Source organism: Candidatus Neomarinimicrobiota bacterium, assembly GCA_018647265.1.
Lineage (GTDB): Bacteria > Fidelibacterota > Marinisomatia > Marinisomatales > TCS55 > TCS55.
Genome location: JABGTK010000064.1, coordinates 18,405 through 37,407, shown reverse-complemented (window position 1 = coordinate 37,407; position 19,003 = coordinate 18,405). Strand labels below are relative to the sequence as shown.

General features: G+C 40.8%; 18 protein-coding genes. 15 read left to right on the top strand and 3 right to left on the bottom strand.

The window, feature by feature from the left end; genetic code table 11:
• Nucleotides 1-42: 42 nt before the first annotated feature.
• The 14 genes from HN459_04020 to HN459_03955 all read left to right on the top strand — a co-directional run bounded on the left by HN459_04020 (nt 43) and on the right by HN459_03955 (nt 12,915).
• The gene (locus tag HN459_04020) at nt 43-828 is read left to right on the top strand and encodes an FtsX-like permease family protein (GenBank protein MBT3478610.1); all 786 of its coding nucleotides are present in this window, start codon (nt 43-45) and stop codon (nt 826-828) included.
• Nucleotides 829-995: 167 nt separating this feature from the next.
• Nucleotides 996-1,694, top strand: a complete 699-nt coding sequence (kdsB, locus tag HN459_04015) for a 3-deoxy-manno-octulosonate cytidylyltransferase (GenBank protein ID MBT3478609.1) — start codon at nt 996-998, stop codon at nt 1,692-1,694.
• Nucleotides 1,695-3,320: a CTP synthase gene (locus tag HN459_04010; GenBank protein MBT3478608.1), complete on the top strand. Its 1,626-nt coding sequence runs from the start codon at nt 1,695-1,697 to the stop codon at nt 3,318-3,320.
• Entirely contained in the window at nt 3,320-4,129 is an 810-nt protein-coding gene (gene kdsA, locus HN459_04005; GenBank protein ID MBT3478607.1) for a 3-deoxy-8-phosphooctulonate synthase, read from the top strand. The genes HN459_04010 and kdsA overlap by 1 nt, the downstream gene beginning before the upstream one ends.
• A complete protein-coding gene (locus HN459_04000) occupies nt 4,129-4,662 on the top strand; it encodes an HAD hydrolase family protein (protein ID MBT3478606.1) in 534 nt (177 codons plus the stop codon). Before kdsA ends, HN459_04000 begins: the two co-directional genes overlap by 1 nt.
• Entirely contained in the window at nt 4,659-5,189 is a 531-nt protein-coding gene (lptC, locus tag HN459_03995; GenBank protein MBT3478605.1) for an LPS export ABC transporter periplasmic protein LptC, read from the top strand. The genes HN459_04000 and lptC overlap by 4 nt, the downstream gene beginning before the upstream one ends.
• The gene (lptB, locus tag HN459_03990) at nt 5,179-5,913 is read left to right on the top strand and encodes an LPS export ABC transporter ATP-binding protein (GenBank protein MBT3478604.1); all 735 of its coding nucleotides are present in this window, start codon (nt 5,179-5,181) and stop codon (nt 5,911-5,913) included. The genes lptC and lptB overlap by 11 nt, the downstream gene beginning before the upstream one ends.
• Nucleotides 5,913-7,262, top strand: a complete 1,350-nt coding sequence (gene rpoN, locus HN459_03985) for an RNA polymerase factor sigma-54 (GenBank protein ID MBT3478603.1) — start codon at nt 5,913-5,915, stop codon at nt 7,260-7,262. Before lptB ends, rpoN begins: the two co-directional genes overlap by 1 nt.
• Nucleotides 7,263-7,275: 13 nt before the next feature.
• Nucleotides 7,276-8,238: an FtsH protease activity modulator HflK gene (hflK, locus tag HN459_03980; protein MBT3478602.1), complete on the top strand. Its 963-nt coding sequence runs from the start codon at nt 7,276-7,278 to the stop codon at nt 8,236-8,238.
• A 2-nt stretch (nt 8,239-8,240) separates the two neighbouring features.
• Entirely contained in the window at nt 8,241-9,089 is an 849-nt protein-coding gene (hflC, locus tag HN459_03975; GenBank protein ID MBT3478601.1) for a protease modulator HflC, read from the top strand.
• The gene (gene hslV, locus HN459_03970; GenBank protein ID MBT3478600.1) at nt 9,090-9,635 is read left to right on the top strand and encodes an ATP-dependent protease subunit HslV; all 546 of its coding nucleotides are present in this window, start codon (nt 9,090-9,092) and stop codon (nt 9,633-9,635) included.
• A complete protein-coding gene (hslU, locus tag HN459_03965) occupies nt 9,632-10,972 on the top strand; it encodes an ATP-dependent protease ATPase subunit HslU (GenBank protein MBT3478599.1) in 1,341 nt (446 codons plus the stop codon). Before hslV ends, hslU begins: the two co-directional genes overlap by 4 nt.
• Before the next feature lie 29 nt (nt 10,973-11,001).
• The gene (gene argF / locus HN459_03960; protein MBT3478598.1) at nt 11,002-11,919 is read left to right on the top strand and encodes an ornithine carbamoyltransferase; all 918 of its coding nucleotides are present in this window, start codon (nt 11,002-11,004) and stop codon (nt 11,917-11,919) included.
• Between the two features lie 15 nt (nt 11,920-11,934).
• Complete coding sequence (locus HN459_03955) at nt 11,935-12,915, top strand: KpsF/GutQ family sugar-phosphate isomerase (GenBank protein MBT3478597.1); 981 nt, start codon at nt 11,935-11,937, stop codon at nt 12,913-12,915.
• Between the two features lie 3 nt (nt 12,916-12,918).
• Here the strand turns inward: HN459_03955 and HN459_03950 are convergent, their stop codons facing one another.
• The 3 genes from HN459_03950 to HN459_03940 are packed head-to-tail and all read right to left on the bottom strand — an operon-like array spanning nt 12,919 to nt 15,659.
• Nucleotides 12,919-13,773 carry a hypothetical protein gene (locus HN459_03950; GenBank protein MBT3478596.1) on the bottom strand — a complete coding sequence of 285 codons (855 nt, stop codon included), beginning with the start codon at nt 13,771-13,773 and terminating at the stop codon, nt 12,919-12,921.
• The gene (locus HN459_03945) at nt 13,766-14,902 is read right to left on the bottom strand and encodes a hypothetical protein (GenBank protein MBT3478595.1); all 1,137 of its coding nucleotides are present in this window, start codon (nt 14,900-14,902) and stop codon (nt 13,766-13,768) included. Before HN459_03945 ends, HN459_03950 begins: the two co-directional genes overlap by 8 nt.
• Entirely contained in the window at nt 14,889-15,659 is a 771-nt protein-coding gene (locus tag HN459_03940; GenBank protein ID MBT3478594.1) for a UDP-2,3-diacylglucosamine diphosphatase, read from the bottom strand. Before HN459_03940 ends, HN459_03945 begins: the two co-directional genes overlap by 14 nt.
• A 113-nt stretch (nt 15,660-15,772) precedes the next feature.
• Here HN459_03940 and HN459_03935 point away from each other — a divergent pair, with 113 nt between their 5' ends.
• Nucleotides 15,773-18,946, top strand: coding sequence for a hypothetical protein (locus tag HN459_03935; GenBank protein MBT3478593.1), 3,174 nt, complete (start codon nt 15,773-15,775; stop codon nt 18,944-18,946).
• Nucleotides 18,947-19,003 lie beyond the last annotated feature (57 nt).

The window sequence follows — 19,003 nt, the reverse complement described above, 5'->3', positions numbered from 1 at the left end:
TTGCGTTCTTTCAAAACGTATCTTGCAGATGGACGAAATTTCATGGAAGATGATATTCGTTTTTCTCGTAGCGTTACCATCCTTGGCCCAGACTTAGCCGATATATTATTTCCATTTGAAGATCCCATTGGAAAGGTCATTCAAATTAAGGGATTAGATTATACAGTTATTGGTATTACCGAAAGAAAAGGACAGGCTTTTGGCCAAAGTCAGGATTATTTTGTTATGATTCCTATTTCAGTTTATATCCAACGGTTCTCGAATAGATGGACATCTTTGGCCATCAATATTGAAGCTGAATCAACTGAAATGTATGAAAAAACCATGGATGAAGTAATCGGCCTTATGCGCGTTATTCGAAAAGTGCCACCAGAAGAAGAAAATGATTTTGCAATTATTTCCAACGAAGAACTCATGGAAACATTCGCTGGGTTTACAGGAGGTATTAAACTTTTTGCCGGTGCGGTGAGTGTCATCGCCCTGCTTGTGGCGGGGATCGGCATTATGAATATTATGCTCGTTTCTGTCACGGAGCGAATTAAAGAGATAGGTATCCGCAAAGCTATTGGCGCTACCAAGCGAGATATTCTTATCCAGTTTTTGATGGAAGCCATCTTCTTGAGTCAGTTTGGTGGAATTGTTGGTGTTATTTTAGGAATTGCCGGGGGAAACCTCATGGCTCTCCTTTTAAAAGTGCCCGCTGTGGTACCCATGGATTGGGCTTTTTACGGCATGGCCGTCTGTTCTTTTATTGGTATTGGATTTGGAATATACCCCGCTTGGCGAGCAGCCAATTTAGACCCCATTGAATCCCTCAGATTCGAATAGAATCTTCCCTGAACCTGCTTGTTGTGGCAAGCTTGTTCACCTAAATTTCCCATCTATTTTTCATTCAATTATTTTATGTTAAGCACAGGGTATAAGATTGCGGGGCTTGGGTTGTTTTTCACACCCGTCCTACCTTTGTCTCCAATTGAAATGGATGGACCTTTTTGATGAAAGCAATCGGCGTAATTCCTGCCCGGCTTCATTCTATCCGTTTCCCGAAAAAAATTCTCCATCTTATTGATGGGAAACCCATGGTAGTCTACGTTTATGAACAGGCCCAAAAAGCCAAATCATTAGACGAAGTAATTGTGGCTATCGATGCTGAGGAAACTTCGACGGCATTGAAACCATTTAAAGTAAAAACTGTCATGACTTCTGAAGGTCACGTTTCTGGAACAGATCGAATTCAAGAAGCGGCGGCTAATATTGAAACTGACGTAATTGTGAATATCCAAGGAGATGAGCCCACAATTGACCCTGCACTGATTAATGAATTGGTGAATCAATTTGAGGATGAGTCGCTCCAAATGGCCACGGTAGCGGGTAAGGATATGGATGCTAAAAAACTCACCGATGTAAATACGGTAAAAGTTCTCCTCGATGGGGATGGATATGCCGTAAATTTCCGACGTGAACCAGTCGAAACTGAGGCCGGGGGATACTATCATCACATGGGGATCTATGCCTACACCAAGGCGACATTAGAAAAAATCACCAGTCTTGTACCCTCAGAAAATGAATTAGCGTTGAAGTTGGAGCAGTATAGAGCATTAGATAATGGCATTCCGATAAAAGTGATTTTAACCGAAAATGTGAACAAAGGTATTGATACGATGGACGACTTAAAACAGTTTGAGGCACAATAGATGGCGACCAAAAATCCAGTAAAATATATTTTTGTTTTGGGTGGCGTCATCTCCGGTTTGGGGAAAGGAATTGCAGCCGCTTCCATCGGATACCTTTTAAAATCCGCCGGACTTCGTGTTACCATTATGAAGTTGGATCCCTACCTTAACATAGATCCTGGCACAATGAATCCTTATCAACATGGAGAAGTCTTCGTACTGGATGATGGCTCCGAAACAGATCTGGATTTGGGTCACTACGAGCGCTTTATCGACGTTAGCATGAGCAAAGATAACAACGCCACATCGGGACAAGTGTACAGCACTGTTCTCGATCGGGAACGGCGGGGTGATTATCTTGGTGCTACCATCCAAGTGATTCCGCATATTACCAACGAAATAATCGCTCGTATCAAGGCGCTTAATACGCCCAAAAAATATGATATAGTTATATGCGAAGTAGGTGGTACTGTGGGTGATATAGAAAGTTTACCCTTCATGGAAGCTATCCGACAATTATCTTTAGAAGTTGGCTACCACAATCATACAATAATGCACGTGACTTTAGTGCCATATATCAAAGCCAGTGAAGAATTAAAAACTAAGCCCACCCAACACTCGGTTATGAAATTGCGTGAAATTGGTCTTACGCCGGATATGATCTTAGCGCGGACAGAGCACAAATTGACCAAGGAAGTGAAACAAAAGATTGGTCTCTTTGGCAATGTAAACCCGGATCGTGTGATTGAAGGAACAGAAGTAAAAAGTATTTATGAAGTTCCCCTGTCGCTATTCAAGCAAAAGGTGGGTGACATCATTATGGAACGCTTAGAACTGCCGGGAAATGTGGATGTGTCCTATCTTGAAACATTTATTAAAAAATTCAAAAAGCCGAAACATCAAGTTAACATCGCCATGTGTGGAAAGTATACCGAACTACCTGATGCCTATAAAAGTGTATTGGAGGCTTTCATCCATGCCGGAGTGGAAAACGATGCACGAGTAAATGTAAACTGGGTTTCCACCCAAGAAGTAAAGACTGAGAAGGATGCGGAAAGAATTTTTGGAAATATGGATGGTATTCTCCTTCTCCCTGGATTTGGGTCCCGCGGTTCGGAAGGCAAGATTCTTTCCTGTAAATATGCCCGTGAAAATAAGATACCTTTTTTAGGTATTTGTCTCGGACTTCAATGTGCTGTAATTGAATTTGCCCGTAATGTTTGTGGATTAAAAGATGCTAACAGTACAGAATTCAATAAAAAAACGAAGTATCCAGTCATTGATCTTATGGAATCACAGCGTGCCATCAAGCGCAAGGGTGGCACTATGCGGTTAGGCGCTTACGATTGTAAAGTTGAATTGGGGACGAAAGCATTTGTTGCATATCGGAAAAAGAAAATATCTGAACGGCATCGCCATCGTTGGGAAGTAAACAATCGGTATAGGGAAAAATTGGAAAAGAATGGTTTGAAAATATCCGGTGTGAATTCGGAACTGAACTTGGTGGAAATCGTAGAACTGCCAGATCACCCCTGGTATGTGGCGGGGCAATTTCACCCGGAATTAAAAAGCCGTGTAAGTAAAGCTCATCCATTATTCAGGGAATTTATTAAGGCATCGGTGAAACATTTAAATTGCAAGTCATAATGGATAAAAGAGTTAATGTGGCCAATGTAGAATTCGGTGGAGATGCTTTGCCGCTTATCGCAGGACCATGCGTCATTGAATCCAGGGATCATAGTTTGAAGATGGCAGAATCCATTAGATTAGTCACAGAAAAATTGGGTATTCCTTTTATTTTCAAAAGTTCATTTGATAAAGCCAATCGCTCTGCGGCAGGGTCATTTCGTGGACCTGATATGGACGAAGGGCTTAAGATTTTGTCCGAAGTAAAAAAAGAAATGGGCGTCCCCGTGTTAACAGATGTTCATCTTCCGGATCAATGCGAACCTGTTGGTGAGGTGTCTGATGTACTACAAATTCCTGCATTTCTATGTCGTCAGACTGATCTACTTTTGGCCGCAGGAGAAACTGGTAAAACCATTAATATTAAAAAAGGCCAGTTTCTGGCACCGGGCAAAATGGCCCATGCAGCGGAAAAAGTGACATCCACAGGAAATAACAATATTTTACTTACTGAACGGGGTTCATCATTTGGTTATGGTTTGGTGTCAGATATGACGTCCATACCTGTCATGAAAGGCATAGGTTACCCCGTGGTTTTTGATGCTACCCATTCTGCCCAGGTGCCCGGCGGCGAAGCCACCACCGGCGGCCAAAGAGATATGATACCAACCTTGGCAAAAGCGGCTGTAGCTGCCGGATGTAACGGATTATTTATGGAAGTCCATGATAATCCTGACGAAGCAAAATCTGACGCTGCCACGCAGTGGCCATTGGATCAATTAGAAGAATTGCTAATATCATTGCAGAAAGTGCATCAAGCGGTGAATTGATGAGTTACGAAATCAACAAAATAAAAATGATTATTTCTGATGTAGATGGTGTCTGGACTGACGGAGCCATTTATAAGGGAAAAGATGGCATTGAACTAAAACGATTTGATGTTACCGATGGGGCAGGCGTAGCTATCCTCCGTGCAGCCGGATTAAAATTGGCCTTGATTTCCGGTCGGAAATCTGATGCTACTGCAGAGCGTGCTGCCGAATTAAAAATTGATGATGTATATAATGGTACCCTTAATAAGATTCCACCCTACGAATCGCTGAAAGAAAAATATAATTTTTCCGATAATGAGATCGCCTATATTGGTGATGATATGATTGACATTCCCGTTATGGAATTGGTAGGTGTTCCCATTGCAACCGAGAATGCATCCAAATCATGTAAAGCAACCGCTGTACATGTTACCGAAAAGTCCGGAGGCTATGGCGCCTTTCGTGAAGCAGTGGAATGGATTCTGTCTGAACAAGGCCGGTTAGAGGATGTGATAGCTGACCTCAGAAAAATGGTACAGAATCAAAAGTGAGATTCATACTTTTATTATTGGTTTTTGCCTTTGGCTGCGAAGCTGAAGAGGTAAAGCAATCGGGTGAATCCCGCAAAGGTCGCCCAGATGCTGAAAGTTGGGATGCTACAATTACCCTTACTAATGAGGGAGCCAAGCGGGCAGTCATCCGGGCGGGCCATTTAGAAAAATATAATGAACGGCAATACATCCTGTTAAATCAAAATGTGGATGCAGATTTTTTTAATGCGGAAGAAATTTATACTACCAATCTTAAGTCCAAAATTGCTGAGATTGAGGAGGAAAGAGATTTCCTCATTGCAATCGGGAATGTGATTGTAGTCTCAGATAGCGGAGTCACCTTATTTACGGATACACTCTCTTGGGATAATTTGAGAGAACGTATATTTACTGAAGATTCAGTAATCTTTATAACCGAACAACAAGATACACTTTATGGTGTTGGTTTTGAATCGGATGTAGAATTAGATAATTGGAAGATTTTAAAACCTACTGGTGTTTTCCACATGGATAAAGATGAAGAATAACCACCAACAACTCAGCACAAAAGGACTTTATAAGCGGTACGGGAAACGTTGGGTTGTCCGTGACGTGGACTTGAATGTAAATAAAGGCGAGATTGTTGGATTGTTGGGGCCGAACGGCGCCGGAAAAACGACAACATTTTATATGATCTCCGGGATGATAAAACCTACCAAAGGTGAAATTTTCCTAGATGAAAATAATATTACAAACCGGGCTATGTTCCAACGCAGTCGATCGGGAATCGGATATCTTGCCCAAGAAGCATCTATATTTGGGAAACTGACTGTTGAGGATAATCTTCGACTTGTGCTTGAGATGACAGATTTTTCGAAAGATGTACAAGCCGAAAGGTTGGAAAAACTTTTGGATGATTTATCTATCCAGCATATCCGAAAAAATAAGGGAAATAATTTATCTGGCGGTGAACGGCGCCGGGTTGAAATTTGCCGAACGCTGGCTATTGATCCTGACTTTATTCTTTTGGATGAACCATTCGCCGGAGTTGATCCAATCGCTGTGGAAGACATTCAATCTATCGTTTATTCCTTGAAAGAAAGAAATATTGGTATTTTAATCACAGACCACAATGTGCGGGAAACCTTGTCCATTACGGATAGATCTTACCTATTGTTCGATGGAAAGATACTAAAATCCGGTACATCAGAATCTTTGGCCAATGATGAAGAAGCGCGACGGCTTTATTTGGGAGAACGATTTACTTTATAATGCCACGCTTAAAACAAAGCCAAACTCAACGTCAATCTCTTTCGCCCCAGCAAGTATTACAGGCCAGTATTTTGCAACTCAATACAATAAATCTTGAGCAGAAAATTATGGATGAGTTGGAAAGCAATCCTGTATTGGATCAAGCCGATCCACAAGAGGAAGATCAGGTCGTAACTGAAGAATCTGCAGAAGTGGATTATGAAGAAGATCCTGATGAATATGAACCGGCTAATATTTATGATAATCAACGGACTGAGAACCGTGAAATTCCAGTGGCAGAACAAGTGGATTTCGTGGAAGGCTTGGTGCGCCAATTGGATAGTTTTAAACTTTCTGAATGGGAGCGGGCTATCGCTGAAGAGATCCTCTGGAACTTGGATGAAAATGGGTATTTGGCTGTTGATCTGGTTTTAATCGCCGATCGCTATGATCGGACTGATGAGGAAGTGAATGAAGTGCTGGAAATAGTGCACCAGTTGGATCCGCCAGGGATTGGTGCAAGGCATTTGCAAGATTGTCTTTTAATCCAAATGAGACACGAAAAGCAGACTTTAGCATATCAGGTTATTGCTGAATATTTTGATGATTTTGCCAATCACCGTTACGATAACTTGAAAAATTCCCTGGACATTTCAAAAGAACTTCTAGCTGAAATAATTGAAGATATTACCCATCTAAATCCAAGGCCGGGAGAAGGAAAAATCAGGTCAGGAATAGAAACTGTTATACCAGATTTATTGGCAGTTCGACAGGATGGGAAATGGGTTGTCATAGTAAATGATACGTGGATTCCAGATTTAAACCTCAGCAATGAATATTTAACATTGATGAATCAAGTGGACTTATCTAGGGATACACAAAAATATCTCAAAGAAAAATTTGATTCAGCAACATGGTTTATCCAAGCCATTCAACAAAGACGCTATACATTAACGACGGTGATGAATTCCATCATTGGACGGCAACCGGATTTTTTTAAGGGGAAAATTGAAATACTTATTCCCATGAAACTGCAGGATATTGCGGATGAAATTAAAATGGACATCTCAACCATCAGTCGTTCCACTCGCGGGAAATATGTGGATACACCTTATGGGATTTTTGAATTAAAATCCTTTTTTACAGAAGCATATACATTGGCCAGTGGGGAAGAGATCAGCACCAATGCCATTAAAGATTTACTGAAAAAACTCATTAATAATGAAGATAAAGATTCACCACTCACGGATACTGATTTAGCAAATCAAATGGAGGCTGAAGGATTTCCTGTGGCCCGCCGAACGGTGGCGAAATATAGAGAACAACTCCATTTACCTGTCGCACGATTGCGACGGCAATTAACAACTTAAATAAGGGGAAAATATGCAATACAAACGAATCATAGTCGGGGATCAAGAAATAAAGGTACCGGTATTAGCAATGGGTGCGCTGCCTATAGCTGGGATTGCACTGGTTCTGTGGCTGCTCACAGGAATCTACGTGGTTGGTCCGGATGAAGTAGGGGTAGTCCAAACTTTTGGAAAATATTCAAGGGCCGCTCAGTCGGGATTGAATTACCATTTTCCATATCCAATTGAAACTGTTTCAACACCGAAAGTGACAGAAGTAAAACGAATTGAAATTGGATTTAGAACTGTAGGAAAAAATCAATACCAAACGGTTGAACGGGAGAGTCTCATGCTTACTGGGGATGAAAATATCGTCGATGCAGAAATGATCGTCCAGTACCGCATAAAGGATCCCGTGGCCTATACATTCAATTTCATTAAACATGAACTCACAGTTCGGGAAGCGTCTGAAGCATCCTTAAGAACCATTGTAGGTAAACATAATATTAATGAAGCGTTGACCTCCGGTAAGTTCATGATCCAGGAAGAAACCAAAGCCTTGATTCAGAATATTTTGGATAAATATGAAACAGGGATTTTGGTTGTAGCTGTTCAGTTACAGGATGTAGGTCCGCCAAAACAGGTGATCGGAGCCTTTAAGGATGTAGCTTCCGCAAAAGAAGATAAAAACCGAATGGTGAACCAAGCCGAAGGTTACCGCAACGATGTGATTCCGAAAGCCCGAGGAGAAGCTCAAGCAATGATCCGTGAAGCGGAAGGTTATAAAGAAGCACGTATCGCCCGTGCCGAAGGTGATGTGGCCAAATTCAGCGCTGTGTTGAAGGAATACCGCAAAGCAAAAGGAGTTACTGAAACACGGCTTTATTTGGAAACAATGGAAGAGATTCTGGCAAAAAGTCAAAAGATTGTAGTGCCGGATTCCAAAAATGGGAATTTAATTAATTTGCTAAATTTGAATGCAAAAGGGGGTAAATAATCATGAAGAAAATATTATTGGGATTGGGGGCAATCATTGTTCTGTTGGGATTAACATCAGTTTTTATCATCAGTGAAACAGAACAAGCGGTTATACTTCAGTTTGGTAAACCGGTTCGGACCATCACAACACCGGGCTTGCACATGAAAGTTCCATTCCCTTTCCAGGAAAAAGTAGTGTTTGACGATCGGTTGTTAGAATACGATTCACCGCCGGAAGAAATCTTGAGTAGAGATAAAAAATCACTCATTGTGGATAATTATGTCCGTTGGAAAATTGTTGACCCGCTTCAATTCTTGAAAACAGTGCAGGCAATTCCTACGGCTCTCAGCCGCATGGATGATATAGTCTATTCTGAATTGCGTCGTGAACTGGGAACCCATGATATGTCCGAAATCATTACTGAAAACAGGGAAGAAATTATGGAAAAGGTGACTGCGGCCAGTGACAAGGCAACAAAGGATTATGGAATTGCCATTATCGATGTCCGGATTCGGCGAGTAGATTTGCCTTCTCAGAATGAGGAATCGATCTATGCCCGGATGGAAGCAGAACGAAAACGACAAGCTAATAAATTCCGTTCTGAAGGTGAAGAAGAGGCTCAGAAAATCCGCGCATCTACGGATAAGGATAAGACTATTATTTTAGCCGATGCCTATAAAGAAGCGGAACGGGTTCGCGGTGAAGGAGATGCAAAAGCTGTAGAAGTGTACGCCAACGCCTATTCTGCCGATACGAAATTCTATGAATTTGTCCGAACCTTAGATGCTTACAAAAAAATAGTAGATGATAAAACAACGCTGGTTTTGCCTGCAGATTCCCGTTTATTTAAATTGTTAATGGAGAAATAAATGAACGTTAAAATTCGTTCGACAACTATTTTGGGTGTCCGAAAAAAAGGGGTCATTGCCATTGGTGGCGATGGCCAGGTGACCTTTGGTGATATGGCATTTAAGCAAAAAGCAGTAAAAGTTCGTCAGTTTGAAACTGATAAGGGCACTATTCTTGGTGGATTTGCCGGCGCCGCCGCCGATGCCCTCACTTTGTTTGAAAAGTTCGAATCCAAGTTGGAAGAATATGAAGGGGACCTGACCCGCTCCGTAGTGGAATTAGCTAAAGAATGGCGGACAGATAAATTCCTTCGCAATTTGGAAGCATTATTGGCACTCATGGATAAAAAACATTCATTCATCGTTTCAGGGGATGGCAATGTAATTGAACCGGACGGACCGATTATTTCTATCGGATCCGGTGGCGGTTTTGCTCAGTCAGCTGCGACAGCATTCATGAAAAGCACCACTTATCCAGCCAAAAAGATAGTGGAAGAATCACTTAAAATCGCCGCCGAACTGTGTATATATACCAATGATTCCATAACGGTTCTAGAGGTGAAATGAGCGATTTCACACCGAAGCAAATTGTTAAGGAATTGGATCGCTATATTGTCGGTCAAACCAGCGCAAAAAGGGCCGTGGCCATTGCCTTAAGGAATCGTTGGCGTCGACAACAGGTTGACGGCGATATGCGGAATGAAATTGTGCCTAACAATATTATACTCATCGGACCCACAGGTGTGGGTAAAACGGAAATTTCCCGCCGGTTAGCGAAATTAGCCAAAGCACCATTTGTCAAAGTTGAAGCGAGTAAATTTACTGAAGTGGGTTACGTGGGGCGAGATGTAGAATCCATCATCCGTGATTTGGCCGATGTGGCTATGAGTATCGTCAAAAAGGAAAAACAGATTGAAGTCCAAGGATTGGCTGAAACGATGGCTGAAGAAAGAATTTTAGATTCACTTTTCCCTATTGATGGCACCCATAAACTATCTAAAGAAGAGGAAGTGCGGCATAAAAAAACAAGAAATCGCCTTCGCCAAAAATTGCTAAATGGTGATTTTGAAACGCGGGAGATTGATATAGAAGTAACGGAAGATGCCGCACCCATGATGCAGATATTCGGTCCTTTAGGGGGCGGGGATGACATGGGCATGAATATTAAAGATATGCTTTCAAACGTTATGCCCGGCCATAAAAAACGCCGCAAGATGGTTGTCTCAGATGCACGCAATATCCTTATTGAAATGGAAGCTGACAGCCTCATGGATCAAGATGAATTGGTTCGAATGGCGAAACATAGAGTTGAAAATAATGGCATTGTTTTTTTGGATGAAATTGATAAAATTGTTGATAGTAACGGTGGTGGATCAGGTCCGGACGTAAGTAGAGAAGGTGTACAACGGGATTTACTTCCGATTGTTGAAGGTAGCCGTGTCCCTACTAAGTATGGCGCCGTAAAAACAGATCATGTGTTGTTTATTTCAGCCGGCGCATTCCATGTGTCTTCTCCATCGGATATGATACCCGAACTTCAGGGACGATTTCCTATTCGTGTAGAAATGAATAAGCTCACTGTGAACGATTTTGTAAAAATTTTGAAACATCCTGAATCTTCATTGATCAAACAGTACATGGCCCTGTTGGGCGCTGAAAATGTGACACTTAAATTTGAAACGGATGCCATCCGGGAGATTGCAAAGATCGCAGCACAAGTCAATTCCAAAATGGAAAATATAGGTGCCCGGCGTTTGCATACGGTTATGACGACTTTGTTGGATGACTATATGTTTGATGAATCCACAGGAAAGAAAAAAACAATTACCATTACCAAAAAATTGGTGGATAAAAAATTGAAGGATATTGTTGAAGATCAAGATTTGAGTAAATACATTTTATAAGGTAGAAGATTAAAGGAATAAGGAAAGAGATGAAAAGAGATTTTTTACATATTACTGATTTTACGACGGATGAAATTTGGGGAACTTTGGATCTTGCGAAGGAGATAAAAGAAAAATTAAAAAACAGGGAAAATTATAAACCCTTTAAGGGTCATTCTTTGGCAATGATATTTGCCAAACCATCGGCCCGAACCCGCGTCTCTTTTGAAACTGGTTTTTTCCGCTTAGGTGGTCATGCGCTCTTTTTGGGACCGAATGATATTGGGATTGGGAAACGGGAAGCGTTAAAAGATATTGCGCGCGTTTTCAGCGGTTATAATGATATGATTATGGCGCGTCTTTTTGACCATCAACATGTTTTGGAATTGGCCGAATATTCTTCAATCCCAGTGATAAATGGACTGACTGATTATAACCATCCATGTCAGATCATGGCTGATATTCTCACTGTTTATGAACATCGTGGAAATCTAGATAATATGAAAATTGCTTATGTGGGTGATGGAAATAATATTGTCCATTCCTGGCTTCACCTTGCTGCGCGGATTCCTTTCCATTTTACATGTGTTTGTCCAGGAGGATTTGAACCGGAGGCTAGTGCTATTAAACTGGTAGAAGATGCTGGAATATCTACCGTTGAGGTGACCCACGATCCTAAGGCAGGCGTAGTGGGAGCGGATGTAATTTACACTGATGTGTGGGCATCTATGGGTCAAAAAGAAGAAGCACAAGCACGGAAAAAAATATTTTCTGATTTCCAGGTGAATTCCGCCATGATGAATTCCACGGGGAAAGATACTTTATTCATGCATTGCCTCCCGGCTGAAAGGGATCGGGAAGTTACCGATGCGGTGATGGAATCAAAAAAATCAATCGTTTTTGATGAAGCTGAAAATAGGATGCACGCTCAAAATGCCATTATGGTAAAAATTGCCGGAAAGGCGTAATTTAGTCCAATAACTATGTCGAACTCAGAACTGAAAAACATCGCCGGGCAAATTCTTCGTGAAGAAGGACAAGAATTAATTAATGCAGCAGAACGCATCCAAGAAGGAGTGGTTCAAGCCAGTGAAATAATCATTAATCATTCCGGGAAAGTGGTGATTTGCGGTATGGGAAAATCGGGACTTATAGCCCAAAAAATTGTTGCTACCCTATGCAGTGTTGGGAATAAAGCAGTGTTTCTCCATGCGGCAGAGGCGGTTCATGGTGATTTGGGAATCTATGCGCCTGGAGATCCAACTATTCTTATTTCTAAAAGCGGTGCCACAGAAGAGTTGATGCGGCTACTGCCCATTCTGAAAGATTTCAATTCACCCATGATTGGTATCCTTGGAAATATGAAATCTCCTTTGGTAGATCAAATGGATGTTGTATTGGATGCATCGGTAGAAAAAGAGGCGGATCCCTTGGGTATCGTGCCTACTTCCAGCACCACATTAGCCATGGCCATTGGTGATGCTTTAGCTGCTGTTCTCATGAGTCACCGCGGATTTAATCATGAAGATTTTGCCAAACTCCATCCCGCTGGTGATCTTGGAAGGCGTCTTCGCTTAACGGTGGCAAACATCATGCAGCCTATAGAAAATGTTGCGGCGGTGGGTATCAATGACCGTTTGCGTAAAGTGGTGATTGAAATGACTGAAAAACCCCAAGGCGCTGCCTTAGTTGTGGATGGGGATAACCAATTATTGGGTATTGTTACTGAGGGTGATCTGCGCCGTTGTTTGGCAACCAATGGAGATATTGATCAACTCACCGTTGGTGAAGTGATGACTTCTAACCCGATTTCAGTTACAAAAGGCGCACCCTTAAAAGATGCAGTAACAATGATGGAAGACAGGGAATCGCAGATATCCGTTTTGCCCGTAGTGAATGGAAATGGAAAATCCTGCGCCGGATTGATCCGTCTTCATGACGTTTACCAGACGCGTCTGTATTAAATTTTATTTAAACGTTTCCCAGCGAACATCATAGGTTCGATAGGAAACATTATCTCCTTCAGCGAGGGAGATAACCAATTTGAATTCACTACTTGATCCTGGTTCAAGAGCCGTATCTGATTTTATTCCAGTCAAATATTTCTGATTATGGCCGGATACAAATACAGAATCTTGGTGAACCAATTCTGTCGTAGCTGACCATAGATGGGCAATAACCCGTACAAAATCTGCCCGTTTGGAACCGATATTTTTAATTGTACCTGTAATCTCTTCTCGATCGGGAAAGGCATTAACAAATGGTTCTCCCATCAATTCAACTTTGGCATTGGGGGGCAAATCTTCAGTAATATTGACAACACGGTCCCGTTCAATGGCCAATTGTCCAATGGATGTTTGAATAATAATGCCCAAGTCATCTTCCTGGATAATTTCACCATTCACAATCGTCCCGTTTTGAAGTTCAATGCGATGACGGAGTTGGGGAATTTTGATCAAGTTAAGCAATTCTTCGTCAATTGTGGGTATGGCGCCTTTGCCTTCTTCATAAACGGATATTACTCTTTTGAGTGAATCCATTTGTTGGTGGAGGAGATTAATACTCGATTTTAATTCGAAAAAAGGTTCTCCCGGCGCTAATTTATTTGCCTTTTCACCCATTTCACGAACTTCAGGTAAAGGGATTAAAGTATCTTTTTTCGTGGCTTCCGTTGCCTCCAAGATTTCTTCCGTACTGATTTCTTGAATTGTATCGGGCTTAGCGATGATTGTTGTATCCATAGGTAAAGCAAGGGTTGTGTCGGCCTTTTCTTGGCTATAACAAAAGCTAATTAATAATATGGGTAAATAGATTTTAATCATTTAGAATCACAGCTTTTTGATGGGCTTCGAAAGTACGCCGCCGAATTTCCTGCTCATAGTCGTCATATTGTCCAAGATTTTTAACAGTCTGAATTACAGTGGCGTGAAGTTTATATTGTTCAGGATCAGACAAGATCGGCATAATGGATGGAATTACAGTGTTATCGCCTAAACCCGACAGCTTTTCAATCGCTTTCATTCGTATTTCTAAAGGGTAATCCTTATTCATGGCAATTGCTTTCACGGCACTTCGAATTTCAGGATCATTGAATTCACCCAATGCTTCTAACAAGGTGGTTAACAAATTGTAATACTGATCTTTGCCCGTACGGTAAGTTTGAAGCAGGGCCAGTATGAGGTTTTCTTCCTTAACACCTTTCATCGTATTCAGGGCAAAATCCTGTACTTCTAAGTTAGTTTGTGGATCGCCCAGTAATTCTGCAAAAGCTCCCGCCACTTGTGAGGGGTCTTTTTTTCCGAGGATTTCTATGGCGCGATTTCGAATGCCCAAGTTTACATCTGGATCTCTCGATATTTGTGTCAGGATAGGTACAACTTCATCCGTTCCCAAGGCACCCAATGTTTCTGTCAACAACCTTTCTGTCCTGTTAAAATTGCTTCGACTCACTTCATACAGATCCAGTAAGGCCAACACTTGGTCTTTAGTGCGGACTCTATTCAAATTTTGCACCAGTGCCATTTGTAGTGAATTGGTTTTTTCTTCTACCTTATTCATGGCTCCAACCATTGCATCGGCTGCGCGCGGGTCATCTCTAAATTCAGCCAACAGCTCGATGGATGCCACCATGAATGTCACATCCAAAGCGGCTGCTTCTCCAACCGTTTCAGAAATAGCGTTTAATGCAGTGGGATGTTGTGTCTCTGCCAATGCCTTTCCGGCTGCAATTCGCACATCAAAAGGCTGATCTGTATCATGATAAATAGCGATCATTTCTTCTAAAGCTTGAAGTTTACCTTCACTGAATGCGGTGCGGAGATTTTCAATTAATTCATAAGAAATGTCTTCCGAGCCGTCCTTTTTACCCGGCCAGAATTTTTTTATCATAGAACAACCATCAACAAAGATGAGAGAACATAATAGAAGTACAATGAGGCTATGACGTTTCATTTTTATCCCAGAAATTTAATTTCAGATCATGGCCATCAAATTTTGCATAAGAAAAAAAGCTGAGCCAGTCCCCAAGAATCAACAATTTACCACCATTGAGGGGTAAATCCTTTGCCTGGTGATAATGGCCTGTAATAAAATAATCAAATCCTTCGTCCAGTCGTTTTTTTGCATGAATAGCCATTTCGTCAGATATCTTTTTATTATATTCATCTGAATGATGATAATTTTCACCTTTTTTAGATATCCAACGGGCGAAGGCATATCCAATTCGAGGATGTAACCAGCGGTAGGACCACATAAAAAAACGGGAGCGGATAAATCCTCTAAGAATTCGATAGCCCGAATCCCAGGATAAATAACCATCACCGTGGGTTACATAGAATTTTTTACCATTCACTTCAAAGGTTGTATCAGAAAAATAGGTTTCATCGAATAGTGTTTCCGTAATGAAATCGCGCACCCAGAAATCGTGATTACCGAGGACAAAATGCACTTTAACCCCTGCCTCACGTAACTTGAGTATTTCGTGATAAAAAGGGACAAATACTTTTGGAATAACATCTTTGTACTCGAAATAAAAATCGAAGAGGTCACCATTTATCACTAACGTACCTCCCGATTCTTTCACATGATGAAGAAATTGAAAGAGGATATTTTGGCGCCTTACCTCGGATTCTGATCTTTCCAGCATCAAATGGATGTCTGAAATAAAAAAGACGGGCAAATCCATGGTGGCTAAAGTACTATTTTTCAAAGAGGTCAGTCAATCCTGAAACTAGAAAAATATATAATTAATTTTTTTAACATTTTTTAATGAATATCGTCGAATTTCAGGAACTAACTGATTAAATTCAAATATAGTATACTATGAAACGAATTCTTTTCATCATCATCATGCCGGTATTATCCGTGCTAATGGCCCAATCTTTTGGGCAAAATAAAGTCCAGTACCGAGATTACGACTGGAATTACATTTCTTCGCCTCAATTTGATGTCTACTATTACGGTGATGAAATTGAGTTGGCCCAATTTACTATGGAAGTTGCCAGTAAATCTTATGAGCAAATCGCCAAGCATCTTCGCTGGAATCTTACAAAACGCCCTGTCCCGATCATTGTTTATCATTCACATAATGAATTTCAACAGACCAATGTGATTGGCCAGTATATGCAGGAAGGTATCGGCGGCGTTACTGAATTGTTCAAGAACCGTGTTGTTATTCCATTTGAGGGAGATTATGAAGCATTTCGCCATGTAATCCACCATGAGTTGGTCCATGCCATGATAAATGATATGGTTTATGGCGGCCGGATGCAAAATATCATTTCGGGTAGAATGACCCTTCGTATTCCACTATGGGCAAATGAAGGATTGGCAGAATACCTTTCTATGAATTGGGATACTCAGGCGGATATGACCATCCGTGATTTGGCCATTAATGAACGAATTCCAACTATTCGAGAATTAGAATATTTTTTAGCTTATAAAGGCGGTCAATCAGTATGGCGGTTTATTGCGGCTAAATATGGCCGTGAAAAAATTGGTGAAATATTCCAAGCCATGAAGCGCCGCGGTTCTGCAGAAAATGGTTTTAAAGAAGCTCTTGGCATGGACTTTGAAGAATTAACGGAACAATGGCATAAGTATATTAAAAAAGAATACTATCCTGACGTGGCCGGAAGAGACGAGGTTAAGGATATTGCCAAACGGTTAACGGATCATAAAAAAGGAAGAAACTTTTATAATGTTTCACCGACGGTTTCTCCTGATGGCAGTAAAATTGCAGTTTTATCCGATCGGTCGGGATATATGGATATTTATATTCTTGATGCAGTAACCGGTAAAAAGATTAAAAGACTTGTTAAGGGGAGCCGTTCAATCAATTTTGAAGAATTGAAATTTCTTCAACCGGGAATCAGTTGGTCTCCCAACAGTGAACGTGTTGTAATAGCAGCCAAAGCAGGCGCCCATGATGCCCTTTATTTAATTAATGTGAATACGGGAAAACAGGAAAAAATTGATTTCGATTTAGATGGTGTTTTTACAGCATCCTGGAGTCCTGATGGAAATCAATTGGCTTTTATCGGGAATGAAGGTGGCGCTAGCGATATTTATCTTTATGATCTGGATAGTAAAAAATTAAATAATATTACAAATGATATTTATTCTGATACGGAACCATCCTGGAGTCCAGACGGAAAAATAATAGCATTTGTTTCTGATCGTGGCAGCAAAAACAATGATGGTCCAACCACAGCAAAAGATATGCTGAACCATGAATATGACCAACGGGATATTTATACGATTGAAGTAGCATCCGGTAAAATTGACCGTATTACAAATACAGATTATAATGAGAATTACCCAATTTTTTCCCGCACTGAAAATACACTTTTCTATACGGCAGATTATAATGGCACTTGGAATCTATTTCGCCATGATTTGAATGAGAAGGAAGGCCAGGTTGTTACCAATCTGCTAACGGGACTTTTTCAATTGAGCCTTACGGAAGACGATGGAACTATGGTCTTCTCTGGGTATTCCGGGTTGGGTTGGGACGTTTACCGAATCAACAATCCACTTTCAATGGAGCCGACTACTGTTGAACCGACAAACTTTATAGCCAATCGTGATGTGAGTGAAGAGGAAGAGTTAGCTGATCTTCGGAAACACAAAAGAAAGGGTACCCAGACAAATACAACTGATTATTCTACATACATTTTTGCTTGGGAGTATGATCAGTATAACGATCAATCCTCTGATGATCCAACAGTTGAGTCGAGACCGGATTCTGTTTTTAGAAAAGATGATGGCAATTATATTCCCCAAGTTTACAAAACACGATTTAGTTTAGATGTGGCCCAAGGAACGGCTGGTTATAATAATGTATTTGGCTATCAAGGATTACTTATGTTCTATTTTAGCGATATTATGGGTGATCACCAGTTTTCCATAGCAATGGAATCCCAAATATCTCTTCAAAATAGTGATTATTACTTGAATTACGCCTATTTGAAAAACCGGCTGGATTATTATTTTACCTTATTTCACCAAGCTGATTTTTTCTATGCCGGATATTCTGTTAATGAAGTGGGACTACTGACAGATTTAACTGCGCGTATGCGGCATTTTGGTATAGCGGCTTCGGCCTCACGCCCATTTAACCGCTTCCATAGGATTGATGTTGGCGCAGTGGTTCACAACTTGGATTACAAATTATTTGAGATTGATCCATATCTGAATCAAAACAAAATCATAAATGAAGATGGTTTTACTTCTTTTAATCCAACCTTAAGCTATGTATATGATAATGCTGTTTTTGGCTATACCGGTCCTATTGATGGATTCAGACAGAATACCACTTTGGAGATTAGTCCAGCAATGGGGGACAAGGGTATTTCCTATCAAAAGCTAAAAATTGATATGCGTAAATATCAAATGATTTCCAGGGATTACTCTTTTGCAGGGCGTTTATTCTTTGGGACAAGTACTGGGAAAAATCCTCAAAAATATTTCTTAGGTGGAATACAAAATTGGTTTATAGGTACTGGGACGACGGATGGCAAAAAAGATAGCGATACTGGTGAAGCGCGCTGGCGTAATGTGATTTTGGATAGTCAAAATAAAACATTGCTTCAGGATATTTATTTTTCAGAGTATGCATTTCCAATGCGAGGCGCCCGTTATTCAGAACGCTTTGGAACAAACGTATTTTTAACAAATTTGGAATTTCGTTTTCCTTTTATTCAATATTTTCAGTTGGGATTTCCCTTGAAGATGGTTCTGGGAAATATCCGAGGCCATATTTTTATGGATATTGGTGCCGCTTGGGATGATAAGCGGGAATTTTCAGATAGAGCTTATTTGCAGACAAAATATGGTCAAAATATATCGGATGATTTTTCACCGTGGATTAAATCTATCGGTTATGGCATTAAAGTGCCCTTTTTTGTTTTATTGCGCGTCGAAGCAGCCTATGACTGGACCGATACCGGTTTTGGGAAACCACAATGGTATATATCCATGGGGTATGACTGGTAGGATTTAAATTCTATTATATATTGTGATTTTTTAAGGATTCTATTAAACTCTGTGAAA